Annotated in this window: 12 protein-coding genes; 6 read left to right on the top strand and 6 right to left on the bottom strand. The window is 70.8% G+C overall.

Features of this window, described 5'->3' with window-relative positions:
• The first annotated feature begins 44 nt into the window (after positions 1-44).
• On the top strand, positions 45-1,931 hold the full coding sequence (locus tag ABZ345_RS22210; RefSeq protein WP_359851699.1) for a prolyl oligopeptidase family serine peptidase: 1,887 nt from the start codon (positions 45-47) through the stop codon (positions 1,929-1,931).
• Positions 1,928-2,776: an LD-carboxypeptidase gene (locus tag ABZ345_RS22215; protein WP_359851702.1), complete on the top strand. Its 849-nt coding sequence runs from the start codon at positions 1,928-1,930 to the stop codon at positions 2,774-2,776. The genes ABZ345_RS22210 and ABZ345_RS22215 overlap by 4 nt, the downstream gene beginning before the upstream one ends.
• Here ABZ345_RS22215 and ABZ345_RS22220 read toward each other — a convergent pair.
• From ABZ345_RS22220 to ABZ345_RS22230, 3 genes are read right to left on the bottom strand one after another with little or no spacing between them, the layout of a single operon-like run.
• Entirely contained in the window at positions 2,773-3,567 is a 795-nt protein-coding gene (locus ABZ345_RS22220) for a poly-gamma-glutamate hydrolase family protein (protein ID WP_359851705.1), read from the bottom strand. The genes ABZ345_RS22215 and ABZ345_RS22220 overlap by 4 nt on opposite strands.
• A gap of 26 nt (positions 3,568-3,593) precedes the next feature.
• Complete coding sequence (locus ABZ345_RS22225) at positions 3,594-4,307, bottom strand: poly-gamma-glutamate hydrolase family protein (RefSeq protein ID WP_359851708.1); 714 nt, start codon at positions 4,305-4,307, stop codon at positions 3,594-3,596.
• Between the two features lie 55 nt (positions 4,308-4,362).
• On the bottom strand, positions 4,363-4,794 hold the full coding sequence (locus ABZ345_RS22230) for an Hsp20/alpha crystallin family protein (RefSeq protein WP_359851711.1): 432 nt from the start codon (positions 4,792-4,794) through the stop codon (positions 4,363-4,365).
• A 100-nt stretch (positions 4,795-4,894) separates the two neighbouring features.
• Here ABZ345_RS22230 and ABZ345_RS22235 point away from each other — a divergent pair, with 100 nt between their 5' ends.
• Positions 4,895-5,434, top strand: a complete 540-nt coding sequence (locus ABZ345_RS22235; protein ID WP_359851714.1) for an HSP18 transcriptional regulator — start codon at positions 4,895-4,897, stop codon at positions 5,432-5,434.
• 29 nt (positions 5,435-5,463) lie between these two features.
• Here ABZ345_RS22235 and ABZ345_RS22240 read toward each other — a convergent pair whose 3' ends face one another.
• Genes ABZ345_RS22240 through ABZ345_RS22250 form a run of 3 tightly spaced genes read right to left on the bottom strand, consistent with a single transcriptional unit; the run spans position 5,464 to position 8,340 of the window.
• On the bottom strand, positions 5,464-6,669 hold the full coding sequence (locus ABZ345_RS22240) for an acyl-CoA dehydrogenase family protein (RefSeq protein WP_359851717.1): 1,206 nt from the start codon (positions 6,667-6,669) through the stop codon (positions 5,464-5,466).
• Position 6,670: 1 nt separating this feature from the next.
• Entirely contained in the window at positions 6,671-7,687 is a 1,017-nt protein-coding gene (locus ABZ345_RS22245; protein ID WP_359851719.1) for a phosphotransferase family protein, read from the bottom strand.
• Positions 7,684-8,340, bottom strand: coding sequence for an HAD family phosphatase (locus tag ABZ345_RS22250; RefSeq protein WP_359851722.1), 657 nt, complete (start codon positions 8,338-8,340; stop codon positions 7,684-7,686). Before ABZ345_RS22250 ends, ABZ345_RS22245 begins: the two co-directional genes overlap by 4 nt.
• 144 nt (positions 8,341-8,484) lie before the next feature.
• Here ABZ345_RS22250 and ABZ345_RS22255 point away from each other — a divergent pair, with 144 nt between their 5' ends.
• The 3 genes from ABZ345_RS22255 to ABZ345_RS22265 are packed head-to-tail and all read left to right on the top strand — an operon-like array spanning position 8,485 to position 12,731.
• The gene (locus tag ABZ345_RS22255) at positions 8,485-9,984 is read left to right on the top strand and encodes a carboxylesterase family protein (protein WP_359851724.1); all 1,500 of its coding nucleotides are present in this window, start codon (positions 8,485-8,487) and stop codon (positions 9,982-9,984) included.
• The gene (locus ABZ345_RS22260) at positions 9,960-11,468 is read left to right on the top strand and encodes a carboxylesterase family protein (RefSeq protein WP_359851727.1); all 1,509 of its coding nucleotides are present in this window, start codon (positions 9,960-9,962) and stop codon (positions 11,466-11,468) included. Before ABZ345_RS22255 ends, ABZ345_RS22260 begins: the two co-directional genes overlap by 25 nt.
• A gap of 3 nt (positions 11,469-11,471) precedes the next feature.
• Positions 11,472-12,731 carry an MFS transporter gene (locus ABZ345_RS22265; RefSeq protein ID WP_359851730.1) on the top strand — a complete coding sequence of 420 codons (1,260 nt, stop codon included), beginning with the start codon at positions 11,472-11,474 and terminating at the stop codon, positions 12,729-12,731.
• Positions 12,732-12,837: the final 106 nt, after the last annotated feature.

The following is a 12,837-nucleotide window of genomic DNA, read 5'->3' on the forward strand; positions in this document are numbered from 1 at the left end:
GGCAGGTCCTCCCCCACCAAACACTCCGCGTATAGGGTCGGGTTGTGGTGAAGATCGCTTCGTACGGGACGTGGACCTCGCCGATCTCAGCCGGCGACACCTCGAAGCCGGGTGGTGGGTTCCAGTGGGCCGACCTCGCCGGCGAGCGGGTGTGGTGGGCGGAGAGCCGTCCGGCCGAGGGCGGCAGAGTGGCGCTGGTGCGCGATGGCGCCGAGGTGCTGCCCGCGCCGTGGAACGCCCGCAACCGGGTGCACGAGTACGGCGGCAGGCCGTTCGTCGTGCTCGCCGAGGACAGGGTGGCGTTCACGCATTGGGACGACCAGCGCGTCTACTTGTTCAACCCGGACTCCCCTGAGCCGACACCGTTGACGCCGGAACCCGAGCGGCATCACGGGGTGCGCTACGCCGACCTGTCCGCGGGCCCGGACGGCGAGGTGTGGTGCGTGCGGGAGACGATCACCGGTGACGCGCGCACCGACGTGCGCCGCGACCTGGTGGCGATCACCGCGGACGGTGACGTGCGGGTGCTGGGCTCCTCGCACCACTTCATGACCGGCCCGAAGATCAGCCCCGACGGCACGAAGTTCGCGTGGATCGGCTGGAACCACCCGCAGATGCCGTGGGACGGCACCGAACTCTGCGTCGCCGACATCGGTTCGACCGACCATCGTGTCGTGTCCGGTTCGGAGACCGAGGCGGTGTGCCAGTTCGAGTGGGAGGGCGACTCCCTGCTGGCGCTGACGGACCCGGACGGCTGGTGGAACCTGTTCCGCATCGGCCCGGACGGTTCGCGCACGAACCTCGCGCCCTGCGAGCAGGAGCTGGGCGGGCCGATGTGGCGGCTGGGCAACCGCTGGTTCGCCACCCTCTCGCCGGGCCGCTACCTGGTGATCCGCTCCGGTCATCTGGCGGTGCTGGACGAGCGCAGCGCGACGGTGACCGACGTGCAGACGGATCTGCCGACGTGGGCGTCGGAGCTGTCGGTGCGCGACGGTGTGGTGATCTGCGGCGCGGCCGGGCCGACGTCGGAGTACGCCGTGGTGCGCCTGGATCTGTCCAACGGTGAGCTGATGTATCTGACCGGTGGCGAGTCGTCGCCGGAGGACGCGTACCTGCCGGTGCCGGTGGAGCGGGTGTTCGGTGAGATCCCGGCGTACGTGTACCCACCGTCCAATCCGGACTTCGCGGCACCGGAGGGTGAGCTGCCGCCGTACGTGGTGCACGTGCACGGTGGTCCGACGGGGCGGGCGCTGCCGAAGCTCGACACCGACATCGCGTACTTCACCAGCCGCGGCATCGGTGTGGTGGCGGTGAACTACGGCGGTTCCACGGGCTATGGCAGGGCGTTTCGGGAACGGCTGCGCGAGCAGTGGGGTGTCGTGGACGTGGAGGACTGCGCGTTCGTGGCCCAGCAGCTCGCCAAGGAGGGCACCGCGGATCCGCAGCGCCTGGGCATCCGGGGCGGTTCGGCGGGCGGCTGGACCTCGGCGGCGTCGCTGACGTCGACGGACGTGTACCAGTGCGGGATGGTGGCGTTCCCGATCCTGGACCTGAAGGGCTGGACGTCGGAGGGCGGCGAGACGCACGACTTCGAGTCCCGCTACGTCGAGGGCCTGGTGGGCACGCTGCCGCAGGCCGAGTCGCGCTACTCGGAGCGGTCGCCGTCGACGAAGGCCCGGTCGGTGTCGGGTCCTGTGCTGTTGCTGCAGGGCCTGGAGGACGAGATCTGCCCGCCGGAGCAGGCGGACCGGTTCGCGGCCGATCTGGCCGGTTCGGGGATCCGGCACGCCTACATCACGTTCGAGGGTGAGCAGCACGGGTTCCGCAAGGCCGAGAACATCAAGGCGGCGCTGGAGGCCGAGCTGTCGTTCTACGGGCAGGTGTTCGGGTTCGAGCCGCCGGGTGTGCCCGTGCTGGAACTGTCCGAGTGACCCTGCTGTTGCCCGGGGACCGGGTCGCGCTGGTGTCACCGGCCGGCCCGGCCGTCCCCGCGAAGGTCGCCGCGGGTGTGGCGGTGCTGCAGTCGTGGGGCCTGGAGGTCACCACACCTGTGGTGCGGCCGTGGTCGTTGCGGTATCTCGCGGGATCGGACGAGGCGCGCGCCGCGGAGTTCGTGTCGGTGTGGACGTCCGATGTGGCCGCGGTGGTGTGCGTGCGGGGCGGGTACGGGTGTTTGCGGATGACCGACCTGGTGCCGTGGAAGGACTTGCCGCCCCGGGTCTTCGTGGGCTCGTCGGACGTGACGGTCCTGCACACCGAGCTCAACGCGGTGGGTCAGCCGACGGTGTTCGGGCCGATGCCGGGCACCTCGGACTTCGTGGACGATCCGGTGGCTCAGGCGCGGTTGCGTTCTGTGTTGTTCGAGGGCGTGTCGTCGTGGACGGCGGGAACGCCCGTGGTGCCGGGGACCGCGCGTGGGGTGCTCACGGGCGGGAACGCGGCGTTGCTCGCGGCGGCGGTGGGCGGGCCTCGGTGGGCGCCGCCGGTCGAGGGCGCGATCGCGTTGCTGGAGGACGTCGGTGAGGAGCCGTACCGGCTGGACCGGATCCTGACGCAGCTGCTGCGGGCGGGGTGGTTCGCGCCGGTGTCGGGGATCGTGCTGGGGTCGTGGACGGACTGCGGGGACGTGTCGTCGGTGCTGGCCGACCGGCTGGGCGGGCTCGGCGTGCCGATCCTGGGCGACTTCGGGTTCGGGCACTGCGCCGGGCAGTGGTCGCTGCCGCTGGGGGTGGAGGCGTCGCTGGACACCTCCACCGGCACGCTGCGGCTGGTCTAGAGGATCTGCTGGGTCGCTTCGAGTCCGGTGACGGCCGAGCGCATCGCGGTGGTGAAGTCCCAGAACAGCTGGGTGGTCGTGTTCTTGCGCTGGGCCGCGGTGTTCGTGGTGAACATGCCGGTGCGCAGCGGGGTCGTCATCTCCACCTGCACGCCGGCGCCGAGCAGGGTGCGGTTGACGATGTTGGCGGGGTCGCCGCCGTCGAGGGTCGGGTGTGCCGAGGCGTCGACGGCGGAGATGCCCGCGCCGGTGAGCGCGGTGATCACGCGGGTGCGCAGGTCGGCGTTGGCGCCGCCGACGAGCGCGCAGGCCTGGTCGGGCAGTGTCCGCCAGTTGCGTTCGGCTTCGGTGATGGTGCAGCCGTGCAGCGCGACGGCGTTGAGCGCGCCGGCCGCGAGCGAGCGGGCGTAGTGGTCGTCGCAGCCGGTCGAGGTGACGTGCAGCTCGGTGTTGCCCGACGAGCGCAGCCCTTCGAACATCCAGTAGTCGTGCACCTGGCCGGACGGTTGCAGGGTCGCGGGGTGGTAGCCGGCGATGGCGAGGCAGAGCTCGGAGGTGCCGGTCTCGATGCCGCCGCCGTGCGGGGCGAACACGACGGTGCGGCCGAACTGCGGGTGCCGCAGCATCCGGCGGCCCCAGTCGACGCCCTCGCGCAGGGCCGGGTCGCGGTAGATGTCGCTGTAGTTCGCGTAGGCGGCGGCGGTGGCCGCCGTGGTGTGCGCCGTTGTGGTGTGGCCGAGCATAGGCGTCGCTGCGATCAGGCCGAGAAACACACGTCTGGAAGTCCCCATGATCGGCAGGCTACGACCGCGGGCGCTCAGTTGTTGAGGGATTCGCGGGCGGCGAGGGCGGCGCGGCAGGCGTGCACGAAGTCCCAGAACACCTCGGTGGTGGTGTGCCGGCGGTTCGGGCGGGAGTTCTCGGCGAACATCGCGTTGCGCAGCGGGGTGGTGAGCTCGAGCTGGCCGCCCTGCCTTCCGCGGGTGCGGTTGGCGATGTTGGCGCGGTCGTAGCCGCCCAGGATCGGGTGGTCGACTGCGTCGATGGTGTGGAACCCGGCGCGGCGCAGTCTGGTGAGCAGTTCGAACCGCAGCAGGGTGTCGCGGCCGCCGACGAGCACGGCCCGGTCGTGGTCCTCCAGGCCCGCCGCGGCGGCGGTGCAGCCGTGCAGACCCAGGGCGTGCGAGGCACCGGTGACGAGGGTGCGGGCCACGCGGTCGTCGCAGTTGGACGAGGTGACGTGCAGCTCCTCGTTGGCGACCGGTCGCAGGCCCTCGAACATCCAGTAGTCGTGGGTCTGGCCGATCGGCACGCGGGTGGAGGGGTGGTAGCCCGCGATCGCGAGGCACAGTTCCGACGTGCCGACCTCGATGCCGCCGCCGTGCGGGGCGAGGACGACCGACGGGGTGCGGGGCCGGTGCCGTTTGAATCGGCGCCGGTAGTCCACCCGTTCCACCAGTCGGGGATCGGCGTAGAGGTCGGTGTTGGACGCGTAGACGTCCAACGCCGTCCACTGAGGCTGGGGCTTCATGGCGGGCGGAAGCCTACCTGGCGTCACCCGGTCGGCCGCCGCCCGCCGGGGTGAGTCACGCGTCGATCTGCTTGGGCGTCTCGTCGCCGGAGTTGATCGCGATCTTGCGGGGCTTCGCGCGTTCCGCGATGGGGATTCGCAGCGTCAGCACGCCCGCGTCGTAGCTCGCGTCGATCCGGTCGGTGTCGAGGGTGTCGCCGAGGAACAGCTGCCGGGAGAACGCGCCGAGGGGCCGTTCCGACACCTGCATCTCGACGTCCTTGCCGATCGGACGGCGTTCCGCCTTGACGGTGAGCACGTTGCGTTCGACGTCGAGCTCGATCGCGTCCGGGGACACGCCCGGCAGGTCGAAGCTCACGACGAACTGGTCGCCGTCGCGGTAGGCGTCCATCGGCATGGCCGTGGGACGCGACCACGTACCGGGGGTGCCGAACACCTGCTGGGTCAGCCGGTCCAGCTCGCGGAACGGGTCGGTACGCATCAACATCTGACGCCTCCTTGGTCTTCTCGGTCTGTCAATGCGCTGTACCTCTGTTGTAGCATGTCGTCGGAACGATGACAAGTCCCGAAGTCATCGGAAGGACGACATGACGAGTGACTACGAAGCGGTGCGTGCGACGGCGGCCTCCCCCGGTGACGCGACGCAGGTGCTGGCCGCGCTGATGTTGTTGCGGGAGCTGCGTGACGAGCTGTCCGGGTGGGAGCCGCAGCTGATCGAGGCGGCGCGTGCGCTGGGCACCAGCTGGGCCGATCTGGCTCCGGCGCTGGGGGTGGCCAGCAGACAGGCGGCGGAGAAGAGGTACCTGCGGGTGCGGCGGACCGGTGAGGCCGGGACGGGTGACGAGCGGGTGCGGGCCGAACGTGATCGGCGTGCGGGCGACAAGGCGGTCGCGGCGTGGGCGCGCGACAACGCCGGGGTGCTGCGGATGCTGGCCGCGCAGGTCGGGCCGCACTCGGCGCGGGTTCAGGACGCGTTGGGAGGTGAGGACGCGGCGGGTCTGCTCGGGCCGCTGGCGGAGGCGGGGCCGGGGTTGCGGGCGGGGCATCCGGGGCTCGCGGAGCAGATCGAGCAGATCGGCGCGCGGACGGATCAGTTGCGCAACGACGCGCAGCACCGCCGGAGCTGAGGCCCAGGTGGTGCCGCGCGTCGCTGTGGTTACAGGTACTTCTTGAGCTCCCGCTTGGCCAGCGACATGCGGTGGACCTCGTCGGGGCCGTCGGCGATGCGCAGGGTGCGGGTGGCGGCCCAGAGCTCGGCGAGCGGGAAGTCCTGGCTGACGCCCGCGCCGCCGTGGGCCTGGATGGCCTTGTCGAGGACCCATTCGGTCATCAGCGGGGTGCCGATCTTGATGGCCTGGATCTCGGTGTGGGCGCCCTTGTTGCCGACGGTGTCCATCAGCCACGCGGTCTTGAGCACCAGCAGGCGGGCCTGTTCGATGCGGACGCGGGACTCGGCGATCCACTCGTGCACGACGCCCTGGGTGGCGATGGGCTTGCCGAACGCGACGCGCGAGGACACGCGGCGGCACATCAGCTCCAGCGCGCGTTCGGCCATGCCGATCAGGCGCATGCAGTGGTGGATGCGGCCGGGGCCCAGCCGTGCCTGGGCGATCGCGAAGCCCTCGCCCTCGCCGGCGATCAGGTTGGACGCCGGGACGCGCACGTTCTCGAACACGATCTCGGCGTGGCCGCCGTGGGCGTGGTCGCCGTAGCCGAAGACGTGCATGGCGCGCTTGACGGTGATGCCGGGGGTGTCGCGCGGGACGAGGATCTGCGACTGCTGGCGGTGCCGGTCGGCGTCGGGGTCGGTCTTGCCCATCACGATGAAGATGGCGCAGTTGGGGTTCATGGCGCCGGAGGACCACCACTTGCGGCCGTTGATGACGTAGTCGTCGCCGTCGCGTTCGATGCGGGTCGCGATGTTGGTGGCGTCGGAGGAGGCGACGTCGGGTTCGGTCATGCAGAACGCGGAGCGGATCTCGCCGTCGAGCAGCGGCTGCAGCCACTGCTTCTTCTGCTCGTCGGTGCCGAACATCGTCAGCACCTCCATGTTGCCGGTGTCCGGCGCGGCGCAGTTCAAGGCCTCGGGGGCGAGGTGCGGGCTGCGGCCGGTGATCTCGGCCAGCGGCGCGTACTGCAGGTTGGTCAGGCCGTCGCTGTGCTCGGGGTGGAAGAGGTTCCACAGGCCCTGCTTGCGGGCCTCGGTCTTGAGCTCCTCGAGGATCGGCTGGCGTTCCCACGGGTCGGCGGCGTCGTGCAACTGCTGCTCGAGAACCGCTTCGGCCGGGTAGACGAACTCGTCCATGAACGCGAGCAGCTTGGTGCGCAGTTCCTCGGTCTTGGCGTCGTAGGCGAAGTCCATGTCAGAGCTCCTTGTGGGCGGCGGCGAGACCCTGCCGCACGAGGGGGACGGTGAACGCGCCGAGCTTCTCGAACCCGGCGCCGACGGTCTTTCCGCTGGCGAAGCGGTAGTGGATGCCCTCGACGATGACGGCGAGCTTGAAGTAGCCGAAGGCGATGTACCAGCCCAGGCCGGAGGTGTCGGTGCCGGTGCGGGCGGTGTAGCGGGCGACGAGCTCGTCGGCGGACAGGAACCCGGGCATCGAGGGGACGCTGCCGGTGATGGGGTCGTTGTCGACGCCGAGGCCCTGCCAGTAGACGTAGAGCAGGCCGAGGTCGGCGAGCGGGTCGCCGAGGGTGGCCATCTCCCAGTCCAGGACGGCGCTGATCTTCAGCGGCGACTCGGTGACCAGGGCGTTGTCGAGGCGGTAGTCGCCGTGGATGATCGCGACCCGCGGGGAGTCGGGGACGGTGTCGGCGAGCTTGGCGCGCAGTTCGTCGATGCCGGGCAGGTCGCGGCTGCGGGAGGCGTCGAGCTGCTTGCCCCACCGCTTGACCTGCCGGGCGAGGAACCCCTCCGGGCGGCCGAAGTCGCCCAGGCCCACCGAGTCGGGGTCGACGGAGTGCAGTTCGGCGAGCACGTCGACGAGCTTGCGGGAGAGCACGGTGGCCTTCTCGGAGTTGAGCCACGGGCACTGCTTGCGTTCCCGCAGCGCCACGCCGGGCATCTCCGACATGAGGTAGAACGGCGCGCCGATGACGGAGGTGTCCTCGACGAGCTGGTGTGCGTGCGGCACCGGCACCGGCGTGGACTCCAGCGCGGAGATCACGCGGAACTCGCGGGCCATGTCGTGCGCGGTGGCCAGGACGTGGCCCAGCGGCGGGCGGCGCAGGACCCAGCGCTGGGTGCCGTCGGTGACGCGGTAGGTGAGGTTGGAGCGGCCGCCGGGGAACAGCTCGCCGGACAGCGGTCCTGTGCCCAGATGCGCGGCGAGTGCCTCCAGGTCGAGGCCGGGAAGGCCGGAACTATCCGTGGTCACAGGTTCACTCCGAGGGTGGCGAGGTTGGCGCGGGTGTCGTCCGCGGTGGTGTGGCGGAAAGCGTGCATGCCGACGGCCTGGGCGGCTTCGACGTTGATCGGCGCGTCGTCGAAGAACACGGCGCGCTCGGCCGCGACGCCGATCTGGTGGAGGGTGTGGCGGTAGATGCGCTCGTCGGGCTTGCGCATCCCGATGCGGCCGCTGATCACGACGGTGTCGAACAGCTCGACCAGCAGGTCCTTCGGGTAGCCCTCGCCCCAGCTGTTGGACAGCAGCGCGGTGTGCAGGCCGGCGGCGCGGGCCTTGCGGACGAGCTCGACCATCGCCGGGTCGGGTGTCGCGCCGCCGAACATGCGCTTGAGCAGCCCGGCGTCGTCGATCGCGGCGCCGGTGGTCGTGATCAGCTCGGCGGCGAGGAGCCGTTCGAACTGCTGCACGGTCAGCTCACCGGTCTCCAGGCGGAAGACGGGGTTGTCCGGGAGCGCGTCGCGGCCGAGCCACTCGCGCATGACGCGGCCGTAGACCTCGCGGTCGATGGCCTCGGCGTGCAGCCACGCGCCGACGAACTCGGGCACGGAGACCGTCAGGACGCCGCCCCAGTCGAAGACCAAGGCGTCTACGAGCGGCTGCTCGGGAAGTGTCGTGTCACCCACGAGTCGTGAGGGTACCGACCGGTCGGTATGTCGGCAACCGGTGATCGGCGGCATCGACTTTCGCAGGACGGAACAGTTCTCTTTCAGCGGTTTCCGGCTCCCCCTGTCCTCGATACGTTCGAGGCCGAAGGGGGTCAGAAACTCATGTCAAGGATGCTGACGGTGGCCGCGGCCGCCGCGATGGCGCTCGCCGTGGTCCAGGTCCCTGCTGCTGCGGCGGCGGGCGACGGCCGGGTCGTCCACACCGACAAGGGCGCCGTGTCCGGCACGGTGACCAGCACTTATCGCACGTTCGGCAACATCCCGTTCGCCGCTCCCCCGGTGGGCGCCAACCGGTGGCGTGATCCGCAGCCGGCCGCGGCGTGGCAGGGAGTGCGGGACGCGACCACGCTCGCCCCGTTCTGCGCGCAGAACGGCGACCTGGGGCAGCCGTCGTCGCAGACCGAGGACTGTCTCCATCTCAACGTCGTGACGCCGGCGAAGAACCCTGGCAAGCCGCGGCCGGTGATGGTGTGGATTCACGGCGGGTCGTTCACGGGTGGATCCGGGTCGTTGTACGACGCGCGGTCGCTGGCGACGAAGAACGACGTCGTGGTGGTGACGATCAACTACCGGCTCGGGGTGTTCGGGTACTTCGGCTACCCCGGCCTGCCCGGCTCGGGGGCGTTCGGGATCGCCGACCAGCAGGCGGCGCTGCGGTGGGTGCAGCGCAACGCCCGTGCGTTCGGCGGCAATCCGCGCAACGTCACGGTGTTCGGTGAGTCCGCGGGTGGGCTGAGCGTGTGTGCGCAGCTGGCGTCTCCGCGTGCGGCGGGGTTGTTCGCCAAGGCGATCATCCAGTCCGGTGCGTGCGGGGTGGACTCGCCGTCGGCCACCGCGCCCGGCGAGTTCGAGCACGTGTGGAAGCCGCGGGCCGAGGTGGAGAAGCAGGGTGTGGGCACGCTCGGGTGTGCCGACCTGGCGTGTCTGCGGGCGCAGCCGGTCTCGGCGCTGCTGACGGTGCACGGCCAGTTCTCCGCTCCTGCCTTCGACACGGCGGTGCTGCCGATCGACCCGGTCGTGGCGCAGAGGACCGGGCGGATGCACCACGTGCCGACGATGGTCGGCTCGACGCACGACGAGATGACGTTGTTCACGCCGTTGGTGTGGCCGCAGCCGGTGCCGGAGGCGGGCTATCGGGCGCTGCTGGGCCAGGTGTTCGGGGAGCAGAAGGCGGATCGGGTGCTGGCCCGGTACCCGGTCAACGGCAACGGTGACGCCCGCGACGAGCTCGCCCGGATCCTGACGGACAAGTCGTGGTCGTGCACGTCGCGAACCGCGCGCAAGGAGCTGGGCCGCTACGCCCACGTGTCGGGCTACGAGTTCGCGGACCGGAACGTGCCGGTGTTCTTCCCGGGCTTGCCGCCGTTCCCCGGTGGTTATGGGGCGTTCCACGCCTCGGAGCTGCCGTTGCTGTTCGACTTCGGCGTGCCGTTGACGCCGGGGCAGCGGGAGCTGTCGGACTACATGATCGCGGCGTGGGGCCGGTTCGCGCGGACCGGCGATCCCGGCTGGCGTGCGGACGTGCAGTCGCTGGCGGCGGGCGCGGTCGGACCGGCTGATTTCGCGAAGGACCACAAGTGCGAGTTCTGGGGGCAGTTGTGAGCAAGACGCTGACCGCCGTGATCGCGGCGGCGATGGTGTTCTCGGTCGCCGGTGCGGCGTCCGCGGACGACGGCGGCGCTGTGGTGCGCACGGACAAGGGGCTGGTCTCGGGGACGGTGACCAGCACGTACCGGACGTTCGGGAACATCCCGTTCGCGGCCCCGCCGGTGGGCGCCAACCGGTGGCGTGATCCGCAGCCGGCCGCTGCGTGGCAGGGAGTGCGGGACGCGACCAAGCCTGCGCCGTACTGCGCGCAGAACTCCCAGCTGGGGCAGCCGTCGTCGCAGATCGAGGACTGTCTCTATCTGAACGTCACGACTCCGGCGAAGGACCCGCACCGTCCGCGACCGGTGATGGTGTGGATCCACGGCGGCGGGTTCACCGCGGGAGCGGCGTCGGAGTACGACGCGCGATGGCTGGCGACGAAGAACGACGTCGTGGTCGTCACGGTCAACTACCGGCTGGGCGTGTTCGGGTTCTTCGGCTATCCGGGACTGCCGGGTTCCGGGGTGTTCGGGCTCGCGGACCAGCAGGCGGCGTTGAAGTGGGTGCAGCGCAACGCCCGCGCGTTCGGCGGTGACGCCCGCAACGTGACGGTGTTCGGTGAGTCCGCGGGTGGGCTGAGTGTGTGCGCGCAGCTCGCGTCGCCGAGAGCGGCGGGGTTGTTCGCCAAGGCGATCATCCAGTCCGGTCCGTGCGGGCTGACGACCCCCGGTACCCGGCCTGGTGAGTTCACCGGCGTGTGGCGGCCACGGGTGGACGCCGAGAAGCAGGGGGTCGGCACGCTCGGGTGCGCCGACCTCGCGTGCCTGCGCGCCCAGCCGGTGGACAAGCTGCTGACGGTGCACGATCTGTTCAACTGGCCCGCCTACGACACCGCGGTGCTGCCGATCGACCCGGTCGTGGCGCAAAGGACCGGGCGGATGCACCACGTGCCGACGATGGTCGGCTCGACGCACGACGAGATGACGTTGTTCGCGGCGTTGTTCTACCCGCAGCCCATCCCGGAGCCCGGCTACCGCGCGCAACTCGCGCAGTTCTTCGGGGAGAACAACGCGGACAAGGTCCTCGCCCGGTACCCGGTCAACGGCAACAACGACGCACGCGACGAGATGGCCACGGCCTGGACCGACGGCTTGTGGTCGTGCCCGACGCAGCGGGCACGCGAGGAGCTCGGACGCCACGCGCGGGTGTCGGGCTACGAGTTCGCCGACGCGGACGCGCCGATGATCTTCCCGCTGCCGCCGTTCCCGGACTACAAGGCCTACCACGCCTCGGAACTGATGTCGCTGTTCGACATGGGCGCCCCACTCGACGCCAGGCAGCGGGAACTGTCGGACTACATGATCGCGGCGTGGGGCCGGTTCGCGCGGACCGGCGATCCGGGGTGGCGTTCGGAGGTGCGGTCGCTGGCACCCGGAGCAATCAGGGGCACTGATTTCGCCCGTGATCACCAGTGCGCGTTCTGGTCCTCCATCCTGTAGTCCATGCCCGGCTACCGCGAGCTCGCCCGCGACGGTGAGTTCCGCGCCCTGTTCGTGGCGCACGTGGTGTCGGTGGCCGGCGACCAGTTCGCGCGGGTCGCGCTGACGGTGCACGTTTACAACCGCACCGCCAGCGCGGGCCTGACCGCGATGACGTACGCGTTGACGTTCCTGCCGGACCTGGTCGGCGGGCCCCTGCTCTCGGGGCTCGCCGACCGGTTCGCGCGCAAAGAGGTGATGGTGGCCGCCGACCTGGTGCGGGCGGCGCTGCTGCTGGTGATGGCCTTGCCGCTGATGCCCCTGTGGGCGTTGGCGGCACTGCTGGTTCTGGTGCAGTTCGCGGGGGCACCGCACGGGGCGGCGCGGGCGGCGTTGCTGCCGCAGATCCTGCCCGACGAGCGGTATCCGCTGGGTCAGGCGGTGCTGAGCACGGTGACGCAGGCGGCGCAGGTGGCTGGGTTCCTGACCGGCGGTGCGCTGGTGGCGTGGCTGGGGCCAGGCCTTGTCCTGGTGGCCGATTCGGCGACGTTCGTCGTCTCGGCGTTCGCGCTGGGCGTGTTCCTGCTGGACAGGCCTGCTCCGCAGCGTCCGCACGTGCGGGCGTGGCCTGCCGATCTCGTGGGCGGGGCGCGGCTGGTGTGGCGTGACCGGCGGTTGCGGGCACTGGTCGCGCTGGCCTGCGTCTCGGGCTTCTACATCGTGGGCGAGGCACTGGCCGTGCCGTACGCCGCACAGCTGGGCGCGGGCCCGGCCGGGGTGGGGTCGATCTTCGCCGCCTACGCCGCCGGGGCGGCCGCGGGCATGCTGCTGGTGGCGCACCTCACAGCGCGGACGCAGCTTCGTGTCATGCCGTGGCTGGCCATCGCCGCGTGCGCGGTTCTCGTCCCGGCCGCGCTGCGGCCGGGCCTGGTCATCAGTGTGGGGTTGTTCGCGCTGTCCGGTGCGGCCAGCTCGTACCACCTGGTCGCGAACACGACGTTCGTGCGCGCGGTACCGGACTTCTCACGAGGACAGGCGTTCGGTCTGGCCGTCACCGCGCTGCGGGTCTCCCAGGGCGTCGGGGTGGCCCTGGCCGGTCTGGCTGCGGAAACCCTCGCGGTGCACCACGTCGTCGCCGCCGCCGGAGCACTGGGCGTGCTCGCGGCCGGCGGTGCGGCGATCGTGTGGTGGCTCAGCGACGCCAGTCCGTCGGCCGGCGCCAGTCCGTCGGACGCAGCCAGTCGGTCGGACGAACGGGACGGCCGGCAGCGGAGGTACGGTTGATCATGACTGCTCCTACGGGTGTTTGTTGCGTGTGAACCGGAAAAGTGATTCGGGCGCATTCTGTGAGGACTACTCACGGTGAGGTCCCCCACATGGAGCCACGACT

The sequence above is a fragment of the Lentzea sp. NPDC005914 genome, assembly GCF_040629405.1.
Lineage (GTDB): Bacteria > Actinomycetota > Actinomycetes > Mycobacteriales > Pseudonocardiaceae > Lentzea.